The organism is Komagataeibacter melomenusus (assembly GCF_013155395.1).
In the GTDB taxonomy this organism is placed as follows: domain Bacteria; phylum Pseudomonadota; class Alphaproteobacteria; order Acetobacterales; family Acetobacteraceae; genus Komagataeibacter; species Komagataeibacter melomenusus.
In genome coordinates this window covers 26,649-49,203 of the sequence record NZ_JABJWC010000024.1, presented here as the reverse complement: position 1 = coordinate 49,203, position 22,555 = coordinate 26,649, and the positions used below count along the sequence as shown (strand labels likewise).

19 protein-coding genes are annotated in these 22,555 nt (G+C 63.0%); 13 read left to right on the top strand and 6 right to left on the bottom strand.

All coding sequences use genetic code 11. The features are described 5' to 3' along the window. Positions 1 to 160 precede the first annotated feature (160 nt). A complete protein-coding gene (gene cbiB, locus HNW77_RS10450; RefSeq protein WP_172157443.1) occupies positions 161 to 1,168 on the bottom strand; it encodes an adenosylcobinamide-phosphate synthase CbiB in 1,008 nt (335 codons plus the stop codon). Positions 1,169 to 1,559: 391 nt separating this feature from the next. On the opposite strand from cbiB, the gene HNW77_RS10445 reads away from it, so the two are divergent. The 7 genes from HNW77_RS10445 (at position 1,560) to HNW77_RS10415 (ending at position 9,602) form a co-directional block, all read left to right on the top strand. After that, on the top strand, positions 1,560 to 2,192 hold the full coding sequence (locus tag HNW77_RS10445) for a hypothetical protein (protein ID WP_172157433.1): 633 nt from the start codon (positions 1,560 to 1,562) through the stop codon (positions 2,190 to 2,192). A gap of 269 nt (positions 2,193 to 2,461) precedes the next feature. After that, a complete protein-coding gene (locus HNW77_RS10440) occupies positions 2,462 to 3,106 on the top strand; it encodes a gluconate 2-dehydrogenase subunit 3 family protein (RefSeq protein ID WP_172157431.1) in 645 nt (214 codons plus the stop codon). Then, entirely contained in the window at positions 3,103 to 4,890 is a 1,788-nt protein-coding gene (locus HNW77_RS10435; protein WP_172157429.1) for a GMC family oxidoreductase, read from the top strand. Before HNW77_RS10440 ends, HNW77_RS10435 begins: the two co-directional genes overlap by 4 nt. Before the next feature lie 173 nt (positions 4,891 to 5,063). Beyond that, positions 5,064 to 6,317, top strand: a complete 1,254-nt coding sequence (locus HNW77_RS10430) for a cytochrome c (RefSeq protein ID WP_172157441.1) — start codon at positions 5,064 to 5,066, stop codon at positions 6,315 to 6,317. Positions 6,318 to 6,415: 98 nt separating this feature from the next. After that, positions 6,416 to 7,657, top strand: a complete 1,242-nt coding sequence (locus HNW77_RS10425) for an L-dopachrome tautomerase-related protein (RefSeq protein ID WP_172157439.1) — start codon at positions 6,416 to 6,418, stop codon at positions 7,655 to 7,657. Continuing rightward, positions 7,654 to 8,730 (top strand): quinone-dependent dihydroorotate dehydrogenase, encoded by a 1,077-nt coding sequence (locus tag HNW77_RS10420; protein ID WP_172157427.1) that lies wholly within the window; start codon positions 7,654 to 7,656, stop codon positions 8,728 to 8,730. The genes HNW77_RS10425 and HNW77_RS10420 overlap by 4 nt, the downstream gene beginning before the upstream one ends. Continuing rightward, positions 8,727 to 9,602 (top strand): TIGR01459 family HAD-type hydrolase, encoded by an 876-nt coding sequence (locus HNW77_RS10415; RefSeq protein ID WP_172157425.1) that lies wholly within the window; start codon positions 8,727 to 8,729, stop codon positions 9,600 to 9,602. Before HNW77_RS10420 ends, HNW77_RS10415 begins: the two co-directional genes overlap by 4 nt. Positions 9,603 to 9,694: 92 nt before the next feature. On the opposite strand, the gene HNW77_RS10410 is transcribed toward HNW77_RS10415, so the two are convergent. Continuing rightward, positions 9,695 to 10,801, bottom strand: coding sequence for a pyridoxal phosphate-dependent aminotransferase (locus HNW77_RS10410; RefSeq protein ID WP_172157423.1), 1,107 nt, complete (start codon positions 10,799 to 10,801; stop codon positions 9,695 to 9,697). 167 nt (positions 10,802 to 10,968) lie between these two features. Here HNW77_RS10410 and HNW77_RS10405 point away from each other — a divergent pair, with 167 nt between their 5' ends. Continuing rightward, positions 10,969 to 13,593: a TonB-dependent receptor plug domain-containing protein gene (locus HNW77_RS10405; protein WP_172157421.1), complete on the top strand. Its 2,625-nt coding sequence runs from the start codon at positions 10,969 to 10,971 to the stop codon at positions 13,591 to 13,593. A gap of 149 nt (positions 13,594 to 13,742) precedes the next feature. Here the strand turns inward: HNW77_RS10405 and HNW77_RS10400 are convergent, their stop codons facing one another. After that, entirely contained in the window at positions 13,743 to 14,327 is a 585-nt protein-coding gene (locus tag HNW77_RS10400) for a YqgE/AlgH family protein (protein ID WP_172157419.1), read from the bottom strand. A gap of 129 nt (positions 14,328 to 14,456) precedes the next feature. Here HNW77_RS10400 and HNW77_RS10395 point away from each other — a divergent pair, with 129 nt between their 5' ends. The 3 genes from HNW77_RS10395 to HNW77_RS10385 are packed head-to-tail and all read left to right on the top strand — an operon-like array spanning position 14,457 to position 16,774. Beyond that, the gene (locus tag HNW77_RS10395) at positions 14,457 to 15,215 is read left to right on the top strand and encodes an SDR family NAD(P)-dependent oxidoreductase (RefSeq protein WP_172157417.1); all 759 of its coding nucleotides are present in this window, start codon (positions 14,457 to 14,459) and stop codon (positions 15,213 to 15,215) included. Between the two features lie 2 nt (positions 15,216 to 15,217). After that, entirely contained in the window at positions 15,218 to 16,144 is a 927-nt protein-coding gene (locus HNW77_RS10390; RefSeq protein WP_172157415.1) for a PPK2 family polyphosphate kinase, read from the top strand. Between the two features lie 57 nt (positions 16,145 to 16,201). Next, positions 16,202 to 16,774 carry a DUF3465 domain-containing protein gene (locus tag HNW77_RS10385; protein ID WP_172157413.1) on the top strand — a complete coding sequence of 191 codons (573 nt, stop codon included), beginning with the start codon at positions 16,202 to 16,204 and terminating at the stop codon, positions 16,772 to 16,774. 67 nt (positions 16,775 to 16,841) lie between these two features. Here HNW77_RS10385 and HNW77_RS10380 read toward each other — a convergent pair whose 3' ends face one another. The 3 genes from HNW77_RS10380 to clpS all read right to left on the bottom strand — a co-directional run bounded on the left by HNW77_RS10380 (position 16,842) and on the right by clpS (position 20,201). Further along, a complete protein-coding gene (locus tag HNW77_RS10380; protein WP_172157411.1) occupies positions 16,842 to 17,171 on the bottom strand; it encodes a YnfA family protein in 330 nt (109 codons plus the stop codon). Positions 17,172 to 17,277: 106 nt separating this feature from the next. Then, positions 17,278 to 19,608, bottom strand: coding sequence for an ATP-dependent Clp protease ATP-binding subunit ClpA (gene clpA, locus HNW77_RS10375; protein WP_172157409.1), 2,331 nt, complete (start codon positions 19,606 to 19,608; stop codon positions 17,278 to 17,280). Positions 19,609 to 19,769: 161 nt separating this feature from the next. Then, on the bottom strand, positions 19,770 to 20,201 hold the full coding sequence (gene clpS / locus HNW77_RS10370; protein WP_241694395.1) for an ATP-dependent Clp protease adapter ClpS: 432 nt from the start codon (positions 20,199 to 20,201) through the stop codon (positions 19,770 to 19,772). Positions 20,202 to 20,461: 260 nt separating this feature from the next. Between clpS and HNW77_RS10365 the strand changes: the two genes are divergently transcribed. Continuing rightward, on the top strand, positions 20,462 to 21,583 hold the full coding sequence (locus HNW77_RS10365; RefSeq protein ID WP_172157407.1) for a D-alanyl-D-alanine carboxypeptidase family protein: 1,122 nt from the start codon (positions 20,462 to 20,464) through the stop codon (positions 21,581 to 21,583). Between the two features lie 137 nt (positions 21,584 to 21,720). Continuing rightward, positions 21,721 to 22,527 carry a type I methionyl aminopeptidase gene (map, locus tag HNW77_RS10360; RefSeq protein ID WP_172157405.1) on the top strand — a complete coding sequence of 269 codons (807 nt, stop codon included), beginning with the start codon at positions 21,721 to 21,723 and terminating at the stop codon, positions 22,525 to 22,527. The last annotated feature ends 28 nt before the right edge of the window (positions 22,528 to 22,555 follow it).

The following is a 22,555-nucleotide window of genomic DNA, read 5'->3' as shown; positions in this document are numbered from 1 at the left end:
TGCTTGCCAAGGCACAGCGGTTCCATTTTCGCCCATTGGGCATCCGTCAATATCAAGCGATCCATATGCAGTTTAAAGCACATCAGGGACCTTGTGAAAAATCAATTCCAAACAGACCCTGAAAAAAAAGCGGCACCCTCAAACTGTTATTACGCTCAACTCAGCGTCGTCGTGCCATGCGGGCCAGCAGGAGCGTGGTTGCCAGTCCCGCCAGTGTCTGGATCAGGCAGGCGCGGCGATATAGCGCCAGGGCACGATACAGGTCAGCCGGGCGGAGGGCGGGCGTGCCGTCGCCCACCCATGGTTCGGCCACGGGCACGCCGTTATAGGCGCGCGGGCCAGACAGGCGGATGCCCAGCGCACCCGCCATGGCCGCCTCCGGCCAGCCCGCATTGGGCGAGCGGTGGGTGCGGGCATCACGCCGCAGCACGCGCACGGCTGCTCGCGCATCCATGCCGGGCAGGCTGAGGGCAGCAAGGATGATCCATAGGGCAGACAGGCGCGCGGCAGGCAGGTTGACCAGGTCATCCAGCCGCGCCGCCGCGTAGCCAAAGGCTTCATGGCGGGGCGTGCGGTGGCCGATCATGCTGTCGGCCGTATTGACCGCCTTGTAGAACACCGCCCCCGGCAGGCCGCCGAGCGCCATCCACAGCAGGGGGGCGACGATGCCGTCGGAGAAGTTTTCGGCCAGCGTCTCGGTCGCCGCGCGCAGCACGCCTGCCTCGTCAAGCTGTTCGGGGTCGCGGCCCACAATGTGCGAGACCGCGCTACGGGCTGCGGGCAGGCTGACCTGCGCCTGTCGGGCCACGGCCAGCACATGTTCGTGCAGCGAGCGCTGGGCCACCAGTGAACTGGCCAGCACGCCGCTCAACGCCACGGCCAGGCTGTGCGGCAGGCTGCGCCGGATGCTGCGTTCAAGCGCTACGGCGGCCAGTGTTGGTGCGGCCACGATGACGGCACTCGCCACAAAACCGTTGGCGCGGCGGCAGGCGGGGGTGCGTTCGGGGATGTTCAGGCGGCGGTCCAGCCCATCGATCAGGCGGCCGATCCAGATCACCGGATGCCCGATCCGGCTGACAAGCGCCTGCGGGTAGCCAACCAGGACATCGGTGACCGACGCCACGCAGGCCGTGCTGACAGGACGAAGCAGGAAACGGGAAAGGCGCATGCCCCGATGGATATTGCGCGCCTGGCACAGGGTCAAGGGCGCGGAGAACGGGCGGTGCGCGGGTTTTGCAGCCATGACGCATGGCCATGCTTCTGGCCAGCAATGCAGGTTCTGCGCATGGCAGATATAGGGATCATGAACTTCTATTGCCATGCAGGAGGTAATTATAGTGATCAGAACCATGAATGTGAAATTATTTTTAAGGTATATGTAAAAAATACAATAAAATAACCTGAATTCTATTGGCGAGATAATGCAGGAAGGGGAAAACCGTAGCCAGATCGTAAACATCGGCAGACCCACTGTGCCCATAAGGGATATTAATACCGCAACCATTCGACCACGGGGGCAAATATCAGGATGAATACCGCTGCAACGTATGGGAAAGAAAATGCGCCATAACAATAAAATTAAGAAACTGTTTTTCCCGATGCTGATCATGCCGCTTCTTGGTGGCTGCATTCACCCGCACCCACCGGCACTGCCATTCAACAGCAATGAAGTGGCATGGGCGCAAAAGCCGGGTCATGCGGCTATCAGGGGGTGCGTCAGCGGGGCGATATTTACACGGCAAACCACGACTGCCCTGACTTTGGGGAATAATACTGTCTATACATTTAATGGCATAGACAGTTCGATCATGCAGATACCCCGTGTTCACTTTACAGTAGAACTGCTGCCGGAGAGTGAATATATGCACGCACTAGCCAAAAAAATGGAGTTTTATAGTCATCGGCTTACCGGCCCCACGGTTGTGAATGATCCCCGCTGGGTCGATGCGTCAGTGCTGCCCTTCATCGCGCGTATTTCCTGCCCGGTTGCCGGTCCTGATATCTGTCCATCCATCGGCCATTTTGTCTGGCCCAACCTGCCCGCGGGCCAGTGGTATGCTGTTACGTCGTATGATGCGACCAACGGCGATAATAGTTATGTCATCGATGTACAGAAAATAACCACGGTTGACGGTAAAACGGTCCCGCTTGTTGCATGGACCGGCACAAGAAGGATGCTGTGCAGTTCATGATGCGGGGCGGCCTTGCCTGCCAGGCCGCCCGCCATGCTACGGGTGGGTGCCCCCACGGCCCCGGCCTGTATTTGGGTGGGGTATCGCCACGCCTTAACCTCCGGATCATTTTTTCTTGCATTAAGGGAAATCATGCAAAAGGCTCTAGGCAGCCTGTCCTAGCTTGCCGATAACGGGAAGGACAGGGAAATGGTTGTGGCATGGCGCCAGGGAGAAGGCAGTTTTTGGGTATCAACGGTTCAGGGTTCATTTCATCGCGGCGGCGCTTCATGCAGGGACTGGCAGGGGTTGCCGCCTGCGGCACGGTTTCAGGCACGGGGGCGGCCGCCCCGCCCACGCCCTACACGCCGGTTTTCTTTAACGCGGCGGAATGGAATTTTCTCCTTGCCGCCTGTGATCGCCTGATCCCGGCAGATGCCAATGGCCCCGGGGCACTGGCACTCGACGTGCCCCGCTTCATCGACCAGCAGATGACCACGCCCTATGCGCAGGGCGCGCAGTGGTACATGGCCGCTCCTTTCGTGCAGGGGCCGGATAACCTGGGCTACCAGTTGCCCTACCCCCCGCGTGACCTGTACCGCCGCGGCATTGCGGGCATGAACGCCCATGCCACCACCCGCCACGCCAAACCCTTCGCAGCCCTTGCGCCCGATGTGCAGGATGACCTGCTGCGGGCTGCCGAAGGCGGCAGGCTGGTGTTTGGCGATGTGCCGTCCGCCGCGTTTTTTGACCAGCTTCTGGCCAATGTGATGGAAGGCGCGTTCAGCGACCCCATCCATGGCGGCAATACCGGCCTTGGCGGCTGGACCATGCTGGGCTTTCCCGGCGCGCGGGCCGATTTCATGGACTGGGTGGACCGCTACGGCGCGCATTACCCGCTGGGCAGTGTCTCCATAACGGGAGAAACCGCATGAGTGACGATGCCCGCAGGCTGAAGCCGGTTGACGTGGTGGTGGTGGGTGGCGGCTGGGCGGGGTCCATCATGGCCAAGGAGATGACCGAGGCCGGGCGCACGGTGGTCATGCTCGAACGCGGGCCGGACCGCAGCACGGCGGGGGAGGGGGCATACCCGGCCTCCATCGACGAGCTTGAGGCCAATTTCCGCTACAAACTGTTCCAGGATCTTTCCAAAAGCACGGTCACCATCCGCAACAACGCCAGCCAGACGGCGCTGCCCTACCGGCGCATGGCGGCCTTCCTGCCCGGCGAGGGCGTGGGTGGGGCAGGGCTGCACTGGTCAGGCGTGCATTTTCGCATGCCCCCTGATGACCTGCGCCTGCGCTCGCGCGTGATCGAGAAATATGGCGCCAAATTCATCCCCGAAGGCATGAACCTCCAGGATTACGGCGTGAGCTATGAGGAACTCGAACCGTTTTTCGACAGGGCCGAGAAAGTATTCGGCACATCGGGCGAGGCTTACAAGGTCAATGGCCAGGTGGTGGGGCAGGGCAATGTGTTCGCGCCCTCGCGCTCCGACCATTTCCCGCTCCCGCCGCTCAAGGATGTCTATACCGCTCACCTGTTCCGCAAGGCGGCGGCGGAGGTGGGTTTTCATCCGTATTCGCTGCCTGCGGCCAATGCCTCGCAGCAATATACCAACCCGTATGGCGTGCAGATGGGGCCGTGCAATTTCTGCGGCTATTGCAGCGGCTATGCCTGCTACATGTATTCCAAGGCCTCGCCCAATGTGAACATCCTGCCGGTGCTCCGCCGCCATCCGCTGTTTGAACTCCGCCCCAACTGCCATGTGCTGAAGGTGGAGCGCGACAGCACGGGCACGCGTGCCACGGGTGTGACCTATACCGATGCCGAGGGCAGGGTGGTGACCCAGCCTGCGGAAATCGTGATCCTGACCGCCTTCCAGTTCCATAACGTGCGGCTGATGCTGCTTTCGGGCATTGGCAGGCCCTATGACCCGGTCAGGAACGAAGGCGTTGTGGGGCGCAATTTCGTCTACCAGAACGTGACGACAAGCGTGGTGTGGCTCGACCCCAGGGTGGAGACCAACCAGTATATCGGCGCAGGTGGCGGCGGCGTTGCGTTTGATGACTTCAACAGCGAGAATTTCGACCATGGGCCGCTCGGCTTCGTGGGTGGTTCGCCGGTATGGGTCAACCAGGCCGGCGTGCGGGCCATTGCGGCGGCGCATTCCGGTGGGCCGCCGGGCACGCCGCGCTGGGGCAGTGCGTGGAAGGCGGGCATGATCGATACCTACCGCCACTCGCTGCGCATCGACGCGCATGGGGCGAACATGGCCTACCGCGATGTCTATCTCGACCTCGACCCGACATGGAAGGACGCCTACGGCCAGCCGCTGCTGCGCATGACGTTTGACTGGAAGGACAACGACATCCGCATGAACCGCTACGTGGTGGACAAGATCGGTAATGTGGCCAAGGCCATGGGCGCGCGCAACGTGCATCTGGGCATGCGCGAATTCGGCAGGCCGTTCGATACGCGCCAGTACCAGACCACCCATCTCGGCGGTGGCGCGGTCATGGGCACGGACCCGCAGACAAGTGCGCTGAACCGCTACATGCAGTCATGGGATGTGCATAATGTGTTCGTGATCGGGGCCAATGCCTTCCCGCAGGGCACGGGCTACAACCCCACCGGCATGGTTGCCGCCCTGGCCTACTGGGCGGCGCACCACATCCGCACCACCTACCTGGCCCATCCCGGCCCGCTGGCCGGATGAGGGGCGGATGGACATCCGGGCTGCGCCACATGGCGGCGGCCCTGCTGGTGGCGCTGTCCGCCCCTGTTGCGCCAGCCCGGAGTGCATCGACCCAAAGCGCATCGATCCAGGGCGCTTCGACCGGGAGCGCTGCGGCTCCGGGCACCCCCGGCCCGGGCGCGCAGCCACAGGGCATGCCGTTACCGGCGGATCTGCTCACGCGGGGTGAATACGTGGCCAGGGCGGCGGATTGCGGGGCGTGCCATACCGTGCCCGGCGGCGCGCCCTTTGCGGGGGGAATGGCCTTTCACATGCCCACCGGCACGCTGTATGCGCCCAACATCACGCCAGATGCGCAGGCGGGGATCGGCCAGTATTCCGAGGCCGAATTCATCCGCGCCATCCGTCAGGGCATCCGCCGCGACGGGGCTACGCTCTACCCGGCCATGCCCTATCCCTCCTATGCGCGCATGACGGATGACGACCTGCATGCGCTCTATGCCTATTTCATGCACGGTGTCAGGCCGGTCCCCGCGCCGGTGGTGCAGGATGGCATGCACTGGCCGCTGTCCATGCGCTGGCCGCTCACGCTGTGGCGCAGGCTGTTCGCGCCCGATCCGGCCGTAACGCTGCAAGGGGCGGCGGCCCGCACCTTTTCTGATCCGGTGGTGGCGCGCGGGGCGTATCTGGTCGAAGGGCCAGGCCATTGTGGCGCCTGCCACACGCCGCGCGCCGTGACCATGCAGGAAAAGGCCCTGACGGCTGAGGACGGCCCACTTTACCTCTCGGGCGGGGCGCCGGTTGATGGCTGGAGGCCCGTCAGCCTGCGCGGGGAGAACCGCACCGGGCTGGGCCGGTGGAGCGAGCAGGATATCGTGCGCTTTCTGGCCACCGGGCGCATGCCGCTCGGTGCGGCCTTCGGTGGCATGACCGATGCCATCAACCACGGCACCCAGCACATGACGGCAGACGATCAACTGGCCATTGCCCGCTACCTCAAGACCCTCTCGCCCACAACGCCCGCCAGCGCGCCGGGCTGGGCGTATGACCCCACTGCTGCCAACGCCCTGCACGCGGGTGATGCGGGTGCGCGTGGCGCGCGGCATTATGTCGATAGTTGTGCCGCCTGCCACCGCACTGACGGGCGCGGCTACCCCACAACCTTCCCGCCGCTTGCGGGCAACCCGGTGGTGATGGACCCGACACCGGATTCGCTCATCCGCATCGTGCTGGAGGGCAATACGCTGCGGGCGACGAAACAGGCGCCTTCCGCCTTTGTCATGCCCGGCTTTGCCGCCCGCATGGATGATGCGGCGGTGGCCGATACTGTAAGCTTCATCCGTGCGGCGTGGGGCAATGACGCGCCTGCGGTGAATGCGGCTGACGTGGCGCGCATCCGGCGCAGCCTGTCGCCAGAACACCCGCCAGCCACGCTGCCCATGAACTGATTGTGAACGCTGCGCGGCAGGGCATGCGATTGCCCTCATGGCCCTGAGTTGCATGAATGGACGCCTGCCGCACAAACCGGGGGAAAATATTCATGACCATGCACAGGCGTGATCTGCTGTTCGGGGCTGCCCTCATGGCAGCGGTGCTCCCGGCCGCGCGGGCGGCCGAGCCCGCGCAGATGCCCATCAACCACGACCATGGCGCAGCCCCCGAAGGCCCGTTCGAGATCGTGGCCCGCTTCGATGGTCCCGGCCCGTCGGGCATTGCGGTTACGGGGGGGCGGGTGTTCGTGGGCTTTCCGCGCCATGCGGTCAACCACAAGGGGGCGACGCTGGCGGAACTGAAAAATGGCCGGTTATATCCCTATCCCGATGTGGCCACCTCCATGCCCTCCGACCGGCCACCTGCCACCCGCCTCATGTCCATCCACGGCATGACCATTGATGCGAAGGGGCGGCTGTGGGCCATTGATGATGGCAAGCTGGCAGGCGCGCCACTGGCGCCCGGTGCGGCCAAGGTGATCGGCATCGACCCGGCCACCAACCGCATCTTTGCCAGCATCGTGCTGCGTGCCCCCACGCTCCTGCCTGACAGCCACATGAACGACCTGCGCGTGGACCTCACACACGGGGCGCAGGGCACGGTGTTCATTACCGATTCTTCCTTTGGCCAGTCGCCTGCACTCGTGGTGGTGGATGTGGCGAGCGGGCGGCAGCGCCGGGTGCTGGCCAGCCACCCGTCCATCCAGGCTGAACATCCCTTCATGGCGGTGGTGGAGGGGCGGCCACTGGTGTTTGATCCGCCTGCGCACAAGCCTGCTTTTGTATCAGGCGGGGTGGATGGCCTCACGCTCTCGCCCGACAGCGCCACGCTGTATTACAGCCCGCTGACCAGCCGGCGGCTGTACAGCATCCCCACTGCCCTGCTGGCCGATTTTGACCAGACCGATGCGCAGCTTGCCACAGCCATCCGCGACCTGGGCGAAAAGGGTGTTGCAGACGGGCTGGCCAGTGACGCGCAGGGCCGGATCTACACCACCAATTTCGAGCATGATGCCATCTTCCGCCGCAACACCGATGGTACGTTCGATACCATGGTGCATGACCCGCGCGTGCTCTCGCCTGATGGCATCTTTGTTGATGGCACAATGGTTTACTGCACGCTGGGCCAATGGAACCGGCTTGGGGGGCTCAATGGTGGCCATGATCTGCGCGTGCCGCCCTATTACCTGATCCGCTTCCCCACCGATGCGCCAGCCCCCGTGGATGCCACAAGGCCCGCGCCGGGCGAGTTGCCCCTTTCCCCCGGCGCTGAATTGCGGCAACAATCGCGGCCATGAATATTATGTCGCGCATGATCCTGCCCCTGATGCGGCGCCTGGAGCCCGAGGCCGCCCATCATATCGCCCTTGATGCCCTGCAACTCGGCCTTGGCGGCGTCTCCTGCCCCGGCAATGATGACCCGGCGCTGTCCGTCCGCGCCATGGGGCTGCGCTTTCCCAACCCCATCGGCATGGCGGCGGGGTTTGACAAGAACGCCGTGGTGGTGCGCCCGCTCACGCGTTCGGGCTTCGGCTTTGTCGAGGCGGGTACCGTCACGCCGCGCCCGCAGCCCGGCAACCCGCAGCCGCGCCTGTTCCGCCTGAGTGAAGACCGCGCCATCATCAACCGCATGGGCTTCAACAACCAGGGCATCGACCGCTTTGCCGTGCGCATGGCGCGCCTGCATCGCGTGTCCTCGCCGCGCCGCAAGCCCGGCATGCAGGTGCCGGTAGGGGCCAACCTTGGCATCAATAAAACAGGGGCCGACCCTGAGCGCGACTACCCCATGCTGGTGGGGCGCGTTAAGCACTATGCCGATTATATCGTCATCAACCTCTCCTCGCCCAACACGCCGGGGCTGCGCGACCTGCTTGAGGCATCAAGGCTCAAGGGCATTCTTGATGCCATCAACGCAGCCCACCCCGAGCGCCCGCCGCTTCTGGTCAAGATCTCGCCCGATATCGCGCATGATGATGTCGAAGCCGTGGTCGAGGCCGCCATTGCCGGTGGCGCGCAGGGGCTGATCGTCTCCAACACCACCATCTCGCGCCCCGCAGGGCTGCTCAGCCCCTATGCCACCGAGACCGGGGGCCTGTCGGGCCGCCCGCTGCGCCCGCTGGCGCAGGACATGCTGGCCCGCGTGGCAAAGGTGGCGGCAGGCCGCGTGGCGCTGGTGGCCAGCGGCGGGATTGAAACCGGAGTGGATATTCTCGACCGGGTCAAGGCCGGGGCCGACCTCGTACAGATCTACACGGCCTATGTGTATGAAGGGCCGGGAATCCTGAAGCGCCTCAAGGCCGAGACGCTGCGCGCCCTGCGCGCCGAAGGTTTCGAGACGCTGGCCGATGCCAAGGGAGCCGCCCTTAAATGAAATGGCATGATGGCCTGTCCGGCCTGAGCCATGATTATGATGGCTACATCCTCGACCTGTGGGGCGTGGTGCATAATGGCGTAGAACCTTATCCCGGCGTGCTGGAATGCCTGCAACGCCTGCGTGAGGCGGGCAGGCGGGTGGTGCTGCTCTCCAACGCGCCGCGGCGCACCGCCACGGTCGAGCCGGGCCTGCGCCGCATGGGTATCAGTGCGGACCTGTATGACGGCATCATGACCAGTGGCGAGTGCACCCATCGCATGCTTGCCGCCCGCACCGACCCATGGTTTGCGGGCCTTGGCCGCCGCATGGTCCATCTTGGTCCCGACAAGGATGTTGATGTCTATGCCGGGCTGGACCTTGATGTGGTGACTGACCCCGCGCAGGCGGATTTCGTGCTCAATACCGGGCCGGATGCCGAACTGGGCGAGGAAGACATCACCCCCTACCTGCCCCTGCTGGAGCAGTGCGCGGCCCACAGCCTGCCCATGATCTGCGCCAACCCCGACCAGCAGGTCATTCGTGGCAGCCAGCGCCTGATCTGCGCGGGTGCGATGGCAAGCTGGTATGAAAATCGTGGCCGTTCCGTGCGCTGGATTGGCAAGCCCTACCCGGAAGTGTACGCGCTGGCGTTATCGCTGCTTGATGTGCCGCGCGACCGCGTGCTGGCCCTGGGCGATGCGCTGGCCACCGACATGCGCGGGGCGGCTACGGCAGGCATTGATGGCTGCTGGGTGCTGGGCGGCATCCATCAGGAAATGCTGGGCGGAAGCTGGGCGCATAACCGCAACCCTGACTACGACCTTGCGGTGGCGGAAGCGACTGCCGCAGGGCTTGCCCCCGTGGCCTGCGTGCCGTCGCTGCGCTGGTAATTGCCGCCCCGTATGGCCAACGCCACGCCCGTTCGGCCTTCATGCTGCCGGATCGCATGGGTGTTTTCGGTCGGTGAGCAGCCTGCGCCGCCTCAGGTTTTGGGCACATCCTTGAGGGCAAGGGGAAGGGCGCGCCCGAACATGGCCAGTTCCGCAGGGGTAGCGGTTCCGACCCGGATCCATGTCTGGTAGGCAGGCGCCTCAAAAACACGGATATCAACATTGCGCTGCGCCAGCGCCTGTTCCATCAGCTTGGCAGGGCGCCGGGTATTTACATATACGAATGTGCCATGGCTCCGCAGGTAGGACAGGCCATTTTTTTCGCAGATGTCATAGATCATCTGGCGGCAGTCTTTGAGATAGGCGATCGCGCCGTCAAGGTAGTGCCTGTCCCCCAATGATGCGACTGCCGCGGCAAAGCCTGCCTGATTGCGCGATGTCGTGGTCAGGCTGTAAAGCTGTTTGACACGAGGCGCCTGCGCCAGGATGTAGCCGATCCGCAGCCCGGCCAGTCCGTATACCTTGGAGAACGTGCGCGCCACGATCACGTCATGTCCGGAATGGACAAGGGGGGCAATGGTCATGCCGTTTGCATCGGGCAGCAGTTCGAAATAGGCCTCGTCCACAATGACCGGAACCGTTTTTGAAACATCCCGGCAGAATGCCAGAAGTTCTTGATGCCTGAGCATATGCCCGGTCGGGTTGTTGGGGTTGCAGATATACACCAGCGCGGTCTGGGGGGTTATGGCGCGGCGCATGGCCCGCAGGTCGATCGCATGCGCCGCAAGCGGCACATAGCGCACGGCCACCCCCCGGCGCTGGGCATAGTTCAGGTGCGTGGCATAGGTTGGCTGGGGGGCAAGGATATGCCCGGCGCGCCCGATATCGGTTGAAAGCAGCGAAAGCGCATCAAGCGAGCCATTGGACAGGGCGACTTTCTCACGTTCAAGATTTTCCTGCTGGCCAATCCGGTCGCGCAGCAGATGCTCATCCTCAACATAATAGGGTGCTAGCGGCACGCAGCCCGCAATGGCGGCGCGTGCGGCAGGCGAGGGGCCAAAGGGGTTTTCCGTTACATTCAGGCGTGCCCGTGCCGGCGGAGGATCCTCCGCCCTGGCAGGGTGGACCACGCCGGCCCACAGGGCGGAGGTGAGCAGGCTGGCGGACTGGATGAGGGAGCGCCGGTTCAGATGCAGCATGATTGTCCGTTTAGGCATGAGATTGAATGGTTTATTATATTATCTCTGTAAAATAGAATATGAAATAAATAAGAATAAATTTTCATAGTAACTTAACTTTAAAAGAATCTAACATTTTCGATAAGGGGCTTGCGTTTGGTTTTAATCACCTGTCCCTGGAAATACTCATGGCCATCAGAAAAGCCTTTCTGTTTTCGACAGCACTCACTTTTGGATTGGTAGTGGATGCAACCGTTTCTTATGCTGCGCCACTTGTGGATGAGCAGAAGCCTGACAATAAAAAATCTGTCGTGAAAGGCACGAAATCCGGCACGAAATCCGGCCCGAAGCCGGTCGATGGCACAAATGCTTCGGCCAGCAGCAGTGAAACCCTGATTGTAACAGGCACCCATGCCGTCAATCGCAAGGCGCAGCAAAGCACATCGCCCGTTACGGTCCTGTCTGCCGCAACCCTGCGGCGTTCGGGGCAGATGAACCTTGCGGATGCACTGACGCGCACCTATGCCTCGATCAATGTCAGCGCCATGGGCAATGATGCCGGCGCGCTGACATCCGCCATTCGCATGCGTGGCCTCAACCCCAACGAGGTTCTGGTGCTGGTGGATGGAAAACGTCGCCATACCACGGCAAACATCTATGCCGATGCCGGGCCTGATTTTGGCGCAACCCCGGTTGACCTGAACATGATCCCGGCTGCCGCCATCGACCATATCGAGGTGCTGGAAGATGGAGCCGCCGCGCTGTACGGGTCGGACGCCATTGCGGGCGTGGTCAACATCATTACCAAAAAAACAAATCATGGCCTGAACATGAGCGCCCAGACAGGCGCAAACGCCTATAACGGCGATGGCTGGCAATACCAGACCAGCATTGACGGCGGCCTGTCGCTTGGTGGCGATGGCTACCTGCACCTGAGCGGGCAGGTGTACCATACCGATCATATGGCCCCCTACACCGAAGACCATCGCCTGCTGGGCTACGCGCCTGCGGGGGCGGCGACCTCGCTTTATACCGGGTCGGTTTCCGTTCCCAAGAATTCCAACAAGGTCATGAGCACGCCAGAAGAAACGCGTGAAAACCTGAGCATCGCCTTTGGCAGGACGCTGGCGGAGGGCATACAGGGCTACGGGCTGATTACCTATGCCCATCGCCATGCCGAAGCCTATGAAAACTACCGGCCGCCCAATACGCTGCCTTCCGTCTACCCCTCCGGTTTCTCGCCCATCGAAACGATGGAAGAGAATGACTATGCCGCCACGCTGGGGCTGAAGGGCGATAACTTCTTCAAATTTGCCTGGGACATCAGCACGACCTATGGCGCGGATGAAGACAAGATCGGTGACAAGAACAGCGTGAATGCGGGCATGCTGAGCAGCAAGTGCATTGCACGCAGCACCAACCCGACCAGCACCAGCGCCTATGCTTCAACTGATGGATGCGGCTGGTCGCCCACCACCACGCGGGCCGAAAGCTACCGCATGGCGCAATGGACCAATACGGCCGATTTCAGGCGCAATTTCAAAACCGGTTTCGCCACGCCCACCACCATTGCCTTCGGCGCGGAACACCGGCTTGAAACCTATGAGATAACGGCAGGCACGCCGCCATCGTATGAGGCCGGTGGCATGGCCGGTTACGTTGGCCTGAGCCCGCATAATGCGGGTAGCTGGAGCCGCGATATCTGGGCAGGCTATCTGGATGGCGACTTTCATCCGCTCAAGCACTGGGATGTCGATTTTGCCGGGCGTTTCGAGCACTATACCGATGTGGGCAACACCGAAAACGGCAAGGTCTCCACACGCTATGACTTCACGCGACGCATCGCCGTGCGTGGCACCATAAGCAACGGTTTTCGTGCGCCGACACTGGCCGAGCAGCATTTCAGCGCCATCAATGTCGGAGCTTCCACCGTGTCGGGGCTGCTGCCTGTCAGTTCAGGGGCCGCGCGCTCGCTGGGGGCCTCCCCCCTCAAGCCTGAACGCTCGACCAACGCAAGCGCGGGCATCGTGCTGGAGCCGGTCAACGGGTTCCATGTCGAGGCCGATGTCTACCAGATCAACATCCGCGACCGCATCATCGCCGGTGGGTCCGTCAACGGGCCAACGGCCATCAACGCCGTGCAGCAGCTTGGCTTCGTGCTGCCAAGCGGTCTCGACCCCAATGCCGTCAGCACTTATTATTTTGCCAATGGCGCCAGCACGCGCACGCAGGGCTTTGACCTCAAGGCAAGCTACCTGCTGCACATGCACCGTTACGGCAACCTGAACCTTTCCGCCTCGCTGGATCTTAACCGCACGCGGTTGAGCCATGTGGCCGCCACCATGGTCAATGGCGTGAGCACGCCACTGCTCAATGCCGCTACGGCCAGCTACATCACCACCGCCTATCCGCGCAGCAAACTGATCCTCAATGCTTACTGGACGATCGGGAAATGGGACGTGAACATACGCCAGACCCGCTATGGCCAGACCACGGACATGCTGGCCTATCAGGACTGGACCCCTTCCAGCGCCCAGTGCGTATCCAACGGCGTGGTCAGTGCGCTGCGGTACTCCAACACCTGTTTCGCGCAGTTCAACAATACCCCGCGCTGGCTGACGGACCTTGAAATAGGGTACAGCGTCACGCCACACCTGCATGTTACCGTCGGGGCGAACAATGTCTTCAACATCCGCCCGCGCATGGTAAACCCGCTGAATAACAACTACGGCGCACGTATTTATGATGCCAACTCGGCGCAGGTGCCCATGACGGGCGGCTATTACTATGGCCGTATTGACGCGCGTTTCTGAATTTTTCCCGTTATCATAAACAAAAGAAAGGCCGGGAGCAGGGCACTGCTTTCCGGCCTTCTGGCGTTCTCATGCCTTCCCGGCGCGTTCTGGCGGCCGGGCGGGGCATGTATGTGAAAGTGTCCCTGGCGGAAAGTGCTGCGTCCCGCTCAGGCGTGGCCAGCCGCCCCGGTATACCATGCCGGGTCAATGCGCACGCTGGCCAGCGCCTGCCGCCATTTGGCGTTATGGTCGGGGCCGAACACGATGGCCGCGGTGGCGGGGGCGGCAACCCAGGCATCGTGGCGCAGCATCTCGTCCTCAAGCTGGCCTGCCTCCCAGCTTGCATGGCCCATGGCCAGCATGGCGTGGGCGGGGCCATTGCCATCGGCAATGTCACGCAGCACATCAAGGCTGGCGGTCAGCGTCGTGCTGTCATCGACCGGCAGGCTGCCATCGCCGCTCCAGTCCGAGGTATGCAGCACGAAGCCGCGCCCGTTATCCATCGGCCCGCCCGCGCACAGGTTGATGCGGCGGCGCGGCGGCACGGGGGCAATGCCAAGCTGTTCAAGCACGTCATCCAGCACGGGTTGCGACAGCCTGCGGTTGACGACCAGCCCCATCGCCCCGTCCTCGGGCGTATGGGCGCACAGGTAGATGACACTGCGCGCGAAGGCGGGGTCGGTCAGGGCAGGGGTCGCCACCAGCAGGTGACCGGTCAGGCTGCGGCCTGGAGATGTCGCGAAAGAAGCCATACACCACCATAGAACCGGATTTGCCCTCTTTTGCAACCATTTCAGCTTCGGGTTGTATGGCTGATTGCCCCCATGACGGGCGGCGATTGATATGCAAGGCTGACCACTGACACAGCAGGAGGAAAGACCATGAAGCAGATAGCACTGGTAACGGGCGCCACGGCCGGATTCGGCAGGGCGATCGCCACGCGGCTCGTGCGGGATGGATATCGCGTCATCGCCACCGGCCGCAGGCGCGAACGCCTTGAGGCGCTGGCCGCCGAACTCGGGCCGGACCTGCTGGCCTTCGAACTGGACATGACCGACGCCGCCGCCATCGCCGCCCTGCCGGGCAGCCTGCCCGAGGGCTGGCGCGATGTGGATGTGCTGGTCAATAACGCGGGTCTCGCCCTGGGCATGGAAAAGGCGCAGGAGGCGGATCTGGCCAACTGGCAGACCATGATCGGCACCAACGTGACCGGCATGGTCGAACTCACGCGCGTGCTGCTGCCGGGCATGGTGGCGCGTGATCGCGGGCATGTGGTGACACTGGGCAGCACGGCGGGTACCTACCCCTATACCGGCGGCAATGTGTATGGCGCGACCAAGGCGTTCGTGCGCCAGTTCACCCGCAACCTGCGCTGCGACCTGCTGGGCCATAATGTGCGCGTGACCAATATCGAGCCGGGCTTGTGCGGCGGCAGCGAGTTCAGCACCGTGCGCCTGCGTGACCCCGCCAAGGCGGCGGCGGTGTATGAAGGCACCCACCCCCTGCTGCCCGAGGATATTGCCGAGACCCTGTCCTGGATCATTGCGCTGCCGCGCCATGTCAATATCAACGAGGTGGAGATGATGCCGACCTGTCAGGCGGCTGGTGGCCTCGCGGTGGCGCGGGGCATGAAGGATTGAGCATGGCCCGCAAGAAAACGACCACCAATACGCTTGCACGCCGCTTCAGCGTGCATAACGGCAAGGGGTTCTCCCTTGCCGACTGCCCCACCCGGGCGGCAGAAGCCTGCGGGCTGGACAAGAAAACCGGCAAGCAGCTGCTCAAGGAACGTATCCGCTACCTCGCGCACCTGCAGGCCGTGCTTTATGCCAACAACACCTGGTCGGTGCTGGTCGTGCTGCAGGCTCTTGATGCAGGCGGCAAGGATGGCGTGATCAAGCATGTCATGTCGGGCATCAACCCGCAGGGGGTCAGTGTCTCGTCCTTCAAGCAGCCCGGCCCGGTCGAACTCGCGCATGGCTATCTGTGGCGCGAGCATATGGTGGCGCCTGCCGCGGGGCGCATCGGCATTTTCAACCGCAGCCATTATGAGGAAGTGCTCGTTACCCGCGTGCACCCCGAACTGCTCGAGCACGAATGCCTGCCGCTGAGCCTGCGCCGCAAGCCCACCTTCTGGGAGGACCGTTACCAGGACATCAGCAGTTTCGAGCGCTACATGGCGCGCCAGGGCACGATCGTGCTCAAGTTCTTCCTGCACCTTTCCAAGGAGGAGCAGCGCCTGCGCTTTTTGCAACGCATCAAGCACCGCGCCAAGAACTGGAAATTCTCGCCAGCCGATATTCATGAGCGCCAGTACTGGGATGACTACCAGCACGCCTATGAGGAGGCGATCCGCCACACGGCCCACCCCGATGCGCCGTGGTTTGTCGTGCCCGCCGACCAGAAATGGTTCGCACGCCTGGTCGTGATCGAGGCGATCATCGACGCGCTGGAGAAGCTGCACCTGAAAATGCCCGCCATGGACCCCGCCATGGAGGCGGATATGGAAAAGGCCCGCAGGCAGCTTGAGGCCGAAGCCCCCCGGCCCGTGCGCAACCCCGTTCATTGACGCCGCCGCCCGCGCGCCGCAAAAGATTGTGATCTGTTGAAAAGGGAGAACACTCAGATGGCGGCAATGCGCTGGCAGCGATGCGTGATGATGGGGCTTGGGGCGGTCGTGGCGCTACAGATGGGGGGCATTGCGCCCGCCCATGCGCGGCACCACCACCACCGGCATGAAGAGCGTGATGAGACGCAGGGCACGCAAGGCGGGTATGAGGGCAGCAGTTCACGCCCGCAGCCCATTGCCAGCCCCGTGCCCGCGGCCTGCGATGACGGCAAGTTCCTTGCCGACCTTCAGGCCGCGGAAGCCAGCAGCAGCGAAGCCCACCCCGACCGGGTCGAGCATGTATGCGGGCAGGTCATCGCGGTCTCGGCATCCAAGCGCACGCGCAGCGGCCTGCACGGATATTTTTATGTTGATGTCGGCCACGGCGTATCCATCCGCATCGTGTCGGACCTGGATCGGATGTCCGCACCCACATGGCCGTGGGTGGCCAAGGGCGACAAGGCCGATGTGCTGGGTCGTTATTATTATGACAACGCCCGCAGCCAAGGCATTGACTGGACCCATCACGGCACCGGCAAGAGCTGGCCGGTTGAGGGTTACGTGAGCGTCAACGGCACCCGTTACCAGTAACTACATTGATAAAAGTTTCTGGGTGCCGCCTTTTTTCAAAAAGGCGGCATGCCTGACGAAGCTTTTGTCAAGGATGGGCGCGCGGGGCAAGCAGGATCAGCCCCGCGCCGGCAAGGCAGATGGCAGCGCCAAGTATGTCCCACCTGTCAGGTGGCAGGCCTTCGACCAGCCAGGACCACACCAGGCTGGCCACGATGTACACGCCGCCATAAATGGCATAGGCCCGCCCCGCATTATCGGCGGGGCTGAAGGTCAGCAGCCACGCAAACACCACCAGCGACAGGCAGCCCGGTACCAGTACCAGCGGCGAGCGGCCAAGGCGCATCCAGGCCCAGAAACAGAAGCAGCCACCAATCTCGGCAAACGCTGCGGGAATGTAGATGGCGGCGGTAAGCATGGCGTCCTTACGAGAAAAAAAATCAGATATTGTTCTTTAAGTCGTTCCTAAAAAAACAGGAGCCATTTCTGGCTCCTGTTCCTGTTTCGGGTTGCGCGGATTACCGTCAGTCAGCGGCTTCGGCTTCGCGGGTGCTGTCGCCTTCATCGCCTTCGGGAGAATCGTTTTCCGCCTGCGAGATGTATTCAAAGTCGAGCTTGCCATCCTTGAGCGTGATCTTGGCCACCCCGCCCTTGGTCAGCTTGCCGAACAATAGTTCCTCGGCCAGCGGCTTCTTGATGTTCTCCTGAATGACACGGCCCAGGGGGCGCGCGCCATACAGGCGGTCGTAACCACGTTCAGCCAGCCATTCACGCGCGGCGGACGAGATCTCGATCATCACGTTGCGATCAGCCAGTTGGGCCTCAAGCTGGAAGATGAACTTCTCCACCACCCGGTCCACCACATGCGGCGACAGGTTGGCAAACGGGATGATCGCATCAAGCCGGTTGCGGAACTCCGGCGTGAACAGGCGCTTGATCGCATCCTCGTCCTCGCCTTCGCGACTGGTGCGGCCAAAGCCGATGGCCTCCTTGCTCAGGTCGGCGGCCCCTGCATTGGTGGTCATGATCAGCACCACGTTGCGGAAATCGACCGTCTTGCCGTTGTGGTCGGTCAGCCGCCCGTGGTCCATCACCTGCAGCAGCACGTTATACAGGTCCTGATGCGCCTTCTCGATCTCATCAAGCAGCAGGACCGCATGCGGGTGCTGGTCGATGGCATCGGTCAGCAGGCCGCCCTGGTCAAAGCCGACATAGCCCGGCGGCGCGCCGATCAGCCGCGAGATCGAATGCCGCTCCATGTATTCCGACATGTCGAAGCGGATCAGTTCGATACCCAGCGTTGCCGCAAGCTGCTTGGCCACTTCCGTCTTGCCCACGCCGGTGGGGCCGGAGAAGAGGTAGTTGCCAATCGGCTTTTCCGGGTCGCGCAGGCCCGCGCGGGACAGCTTGATCGCGGCCGTCAGCGCCTCGATCGCCTTGTCCTGGCCGTACACCATGCCCTTGAGGTCACGCTCGAGCGAACGCAGGGTTTCCTTGTCGTCCGACGAGACGCTCTTGGGCGGGATGCGGGCGATCTTCGCCACGATGTCTTCCACATCCTTCAGCGTCACGGTCTTGCGGCGGCGGTTCTCGGGCACCAGCATGCGCGAGGCGCCAACCTCGTCAATCACGTCGATGGCCTTGTCGGGCAGCTTGCGGTCGTGGATGTATTTGGCGGCCAGTTCCACCGCCCCACGGATCGCATCATCGGTGTAGCGCACCTTGTGGTGCTTCTCGTAATTGACCTTGAGCCCGCGCAGGATCTTGACCGCATCCTCGACCGAAGGCTCCGCCACGTCGATCTTCTGGAACCGGCGCACCAGCGCACGGTCCTTCTCGAAGTGCTGGCGGTATTCCTTGTAGGTGGTGGACCCCATGCAGCGCAGCGTGCCGGCGGCAAGCGCGGGCTTGAGCAGGTTGGAGGCATCCATCGCCCCGCCCGAGGTCGCACCCGCGCCAATAACGGTATGGATCTCGTCAATGAACAGGATCGAGCCGGGATTGTTGTCGAGTTCGGTCACGACCGCCTTCAGCCGTTCCTCGAAGTCGCCGCGGTAGCGGGTGCCCGCCAGCAGCGCGCCCATGTCGAGCGAGTAGATGGTGGCGTTGAGCAGCACTTCAGGCACGTCGCCTTCAACGATACGCTTGGCCAGCCCCTCGGCAATGGCGGTCTTGCCCACGCCGGGGTCGCCCACGTAAAGCGGGTTGTTCTTGGTGCGGCGGCACAGGATCTGGATCGTGCGCTCGATTTCAGAGTCGCGGCCGATCAGCGGGTCGACCTTGCCTTCCTGCGCCTTGTCATTGAGGTTGGTGCAGTAGGTGGAGAGCGCATCCTGGTTCTTCTGCCCGGCCTTGCCGCGTTCCTCGCTCTCGCCGCCTTCGGGCGGGCTGCCCGCAACCGGGCGGCGCGTCGAGCGGTCGGGCGCCTTGGCAATGCCGTGCGAGATGAAGTTGACCGCATCAAGCCGCGTCATGTCCTGCAACTGCAGGAAGTACACGGCATGGCTCTCGCGCTCGGCAAACAGGGCCACGAGCACGTTGGCGCCGGTTACCTCATCACGCCCGGTGGACTGCACGTGAATGGCCGCGCGCTGGATCACGCGCTGGAAGGCGGCGGTGGGCTTGGGGTCGACGGTGCGGTCGGCCGCGAGGCCCGCGAGGTCCTTGTCGAGGAAGTCGGTCAGGTCGGTGCGCAGCTTGTTCAGGTCGACCCCGCAGGCGCGGAATACCGTTACGGCATCAGGGTCGTCGATCAGTGCGAGCAGGAGGTGTTCAAGCGTTGCGTATTCGTGCCGGCGGTCGCCAGCGAGTGTCAGCGCACGGTGAAGCGTCTGTTCAAGATTACGTGACAACATGCCGAGACGCTCCTTTTCCAAGAGGGGCCACCAGGACCCCGGAGATCATAACCGGTAAGCCAGGACAATCCTTGCCCTGTTGCGATGGAAATGCCAGCACAAAATGCCATGGAACGCGATCGGATCGCGACGGGGGCGGGAAGATGCGCTTGCTCGTGGGCTCAGTCCTTTTCAATCGTGCATTGCAGCGGGTGCTGGTTCTGGCGCGCGAGGTCCATCACCTGTGTTACCTTGGTTTCGGCAACCTCGTACGTAAAGACCCCGCACACGCCTACCCCACGTTTGTGAACATGGAGCATGATGTCGGTCGCTTCCTCGCGGTTTTTCTGGAAAAAGCGCTCGAGCACATGCACCACGAATTCCATGGGCGTGTAGTCATCATTGAGCATCAGCACCTTGTACATCGCCGGCTTGCGGGTCTGTGGCCGGGTGCGGATGACCACGTCGATCATGCCGTCATCATTGCCCGGTGGCGAGTCCTGCCCGCCGTTACGGCGTGGGGGCGTATTGCCGCCATGCCCATGCGGGCGCGGACTGTCCGCGCAGGGTGGGCGCGCGGCGTGGGGCAGGGAAGCTTGAGCAATAGCAGACATGACAGGTACCATATTGGAACTTTGCCGCCGGTTGAAAGGGGCGAGCGCCGGGGCGCGGGGATTTTTTTGCATCTCCCGTGATCCGTGTGCCGCCCCGTTTATGGAGTGGCAAGGTTATAAATACGCTCTGGACGAATAGAAAACCTTTCTTTTAGAATGGTTGCAGCCAAGCAACCCGTGAATGGATGGAGGGGTGGCGGGTCACCCCCGCGCGCCCGAAGCCGTATGATGATCATTGCACGCGCAGGTTTCGCCATCCCATGAGCCGTTTATCCGCTACACGTTTTTCCCGCCTCAGGGTCACTGCAACCGTGGGGCTGTGCGTCGGCCTTGGGGGCATGCATGCCGCAAGGGCGCAGTATGTGGGGCAGGTCAGTTCCATCGTGGTCGATGCCCGCACCGGGGCCGTGCTGTCGCAGCAGGATTCGGACCTGCGCCGCTATCCCGCCAGCCTGACCAAGCTGATGACGCTGTACCTTGCTTTCAAGGCCGTGCGCACGGGGCAGGTTGCATTTAATCAGGAAATGCCGGTTTCGGTCCACGCCGCCTCGATGGAACCCTCCAAGCTTGGCCTGCGTCCGGGCTCGCAGCTTACGGTGGAGCAGGCGGTGCTCGCGCTCGTTACCAAATCCGCCAATGACGCGGCCTGCGCGCTGGGCGAGTTCCTTGGCGGGGGCGACGAGACCCGCTTCGCCGCGATGATGACGCGCGAGGCCGGCAGGCTTGGCATGTATGACACGGTGTTCCGCAACGCATCCGGCCTGCCCAACCCCGAGCAGATGACATCGGCGCGTGACCTCGCCACCCTGGCGCGCCACCTGATCATGGATTATGGCGAGTACTACCATTACTTCGCGGTGCCGGGCTTCTATTTCCACGGGCGCGAAGTGCCCAACCATGACCCCATGCTTGGTGCCTATCCCGGTGCCGATGGCCTCAAGACCGGCTATACGGATGAGGCGGGGCATAACCTCGTCACCTCCGCCGTGCGTGACAACGTGCGCCTGATCGGCGTGGTGATGGGGGCGAAGTCCAACACACGGCGCAACACCACCATGGCCGCCCTGCTCGACAGCAGCTTCGAGGCCGAGGGCGTGGCCCCCGTGGCCCGTCCCGCCACGCGGCCGCTGCTGCTTGCGCGTGCGGGTGGCCGGTCTGCCGCGGGCCGTCATGGCCTGACGCTGGCCTCCGCCCGCCTGCGGGCCACGACGGCGGATGAAGTGGCCGAGGCCCCGGCCATTCCCGCCTCGTACACCCGTATCCGGCGCGGGCATGGCACGGTGGTGCACGTGCACCCCGCGCCCGTGCGGGCGCATGTGCATCTGGTCAGCATGGGGCATGTGGCGCACGCCACGCATGCGCGCGCCAAGTCACGAAGCTGACAGCACGCGCCGGGCAGGGTATAGAAGGCACGATTATCCATCCGGCGCGGCTGGCAGGCGGGTCAGGCGTGTTCCTGTTGTCCCTCTCATGACTGCGGGCGGGTGGTCATGCACAGATGACAGGAAAGGTTAGCGGCATGGAAGGCGATATGCACGGCGGTGCGGTAAAGATCCACACGCCAGAAGATTTCGTGGGCATGCGGGCGGCAGGCCAGCTTGCCGCCCGCACGCTCGACATGATTACCCCGCATGTGCGCGAGGGGGTCACCACGGGCGAACTCGACCGCCTCATTCATGATTACATGATTGCCAATGGCGCGGTGCCCGCCACGCTGGGCTATCGCGGTTATCCGGCCTCGAGCTGCATCTCGATCAATCATGTCGTCTGCCACGGCATTCCGGGTGAAAAGACGCTGAAGGATGGGGACATCCTCAACATCGACGTGACCGTCATCCTGGATGGCTGGTACGGTGATACGAGCCGGATGTACACCGTGGGCAAGGTCAAGCTGCGCGCGCAGAAGCTGATCGAGGCGACCTACGAATCCCTCATGCTGGCCATTGATGCCGTGCGCCCCGGCGCCACGCTCAATGATATCGGGCGTGTCATCCAGACCTATGCCGAGGAACGGCGCTTTTCGGTGGTGCGTGATTTCTGCGGGCATGGGATCGGGCGCACCTTCCACGCGGCGCCCAACGTGCTGCATTACGTCAGCCCCGATGCTGACCTGATACTGCGTCCGGGCATGTTCTTCACCATCGAGCCCATGCTCAATATCGGCCGCCCGGACGTGAAGATCCTCGAGGACAGGTGGACGGCGGTAACGCGCGACCGTTCGCTCTCCGCCCAGTTCGAGCACATGATGGGGGTGACGGAAGACGGGTGCGAGGTCTTCACCCTCTCCCCCGCAGGCTATACCTGCCCGCCCTATACACAGGCGTGATGCGCCGCCCACAAGACCGATAAAGGAA

What these genes read in the sequence shown, in the direction of transcription:
- cbiB (WP_172157443.1), bottom strand. Translation starts at nt 1,168, where the DNA reads ATGCGCCTTTCCCGTTTCCTGCTTCGTCCTGTCAGCACGGCCTGCGTG.
- HNW77_RS10445 (WP_172157433.1), top strand. Translation starts at nt 1,560, where the DNA reads ATGCGCCATAACAATAAAATTAAGAAACTGTTTTTCCCGATGCTGATC.
- HNW77_RS10440 (WP_172157431.1), top strand. Translation starts at nt 2,462, where the DNA reads ATGCAGGGACTGGCAGGGGTTGCCGCCTGCGGCACGGTTTCAGGCACG.
- HNW77_RS10435 (WP_172157429.1), top strand. Translation starts at nt 3,103, where the DNA reads ATGAGTGACGATGCCCGCAGGCTGAAGCCGGTTGACGTGGTGGTGGTG.
- HNW77_RS10430 (WP_172157441.1), top strand. Translation starts at nt 5,064, where the DNA reads ATGCCGTTACCGGCGGATCTGCTCACGCGGGGTGAATACGTGGCCAGG.
- HNW77_RS10425 (WP_172157439.1), top strand. Translation starts at nt 6,416, where the DNA reads ATGCACAGGCGTGATCTGCTGTTCGGGGCTGCCCTCATGGCAGCGGTG.
- HNW77_RS10420 (WP_172157427.1), top strand. Translation starts at nt 7,654, where the DNA reads ATGAATATTATGTCGCGCATGATCCTGCCCCTGATGCGGCGCCTGGAG.
- HNW77_RS10415 (WP_172157425.1), top strand. Translation starts at nt 8,727, where the DNA reads ATGAAATGGCATGATGGCCTGTCCGGCCTGAGCCATGATTATGATGGC.
- HNW77_RS10410 (WP_172157423.1), bottom strand. Translation starts at nt 10,801, where the DNA reads ATGCTGCATCTGAACCGGCGCTCCCTCATCCAGTCCGCCAGCCTGCTC.
- HNW77_RS10405 (WP_172157421.1), top strand. Translation starts at nt 10,969, where the DNA reads ATGGCCATCAGAAAAGCCTTTCTGTTTTCGACAGCACTCACTTTTGGA.
- HNW77_RS10400 (WP_172157419.1), bottom strand. Translation starts at nt 14,327, where the DNA reads ATGGCTTCTTTCGCGACATCTCCAGGCCGCAGCCTGACCGGTCACCTG.
- HNW77_RS10395 (WP_172157417.1), top strand. Translation starts at nt 14,457, where the DNA reads ATGAAGCAGATAGCACTGGTAACGGGCGCCACGGCCGGATTCGGCAGG.
- HNW77_RS10390 (WP_172157415.1), top strand. Translation starts at nt 15,218, where the DNA reads ATGGCCCGCAAGAAAACGACCACCAATACGCTTGCACGCCGCTTCAGC.
- HNW77_RS10385 (WP_172157413.1), top strand. Translation starts at nt 16,202, where the DNA reads ATGGCGGCAATGCGCTGGCAGCGATGCGTGATGATGGGGCTTGGGGCG.
- HNW77_RS10380 (WP_172157411.1), bottom strand. Translation starts at nt 17,171, where the DNA reads ATGCTTACCGCCGCCATCTACATTCCCGCAGCGTTTGCCGAGATTGGT.
- clpA (WP_172157409.1), bottom strand. Translation starts at nt 19,608, where the DNA reads ATGTTGTCACGTAATCTTGAACAGACGCTTCACCGTGCGCTGACACTC.
- clpS (WP_241694395.1), bottom strand. Translation starts at nt 20,201, where the DNA reads ATGTCTGCTATTGCTCAAGCTTCCCTGCCCCACGCCGCGCGCCCACCC.
- HNW77_RS10365 (WP_172157407.1), top strand. Translation starts at nt 20,462, where the DNA reads ATGAGCCGTTTATCCGCTACACGTTTTTCCCGCCTCAGGGTCACTGCA.
- map (WP_172157405.1), top strand. Translation starts at nt 21,721, where the DNA reads ATGGAAGGCGATATGCACGGCGGTGCGGTAAAGATCCACACGCCAGAA.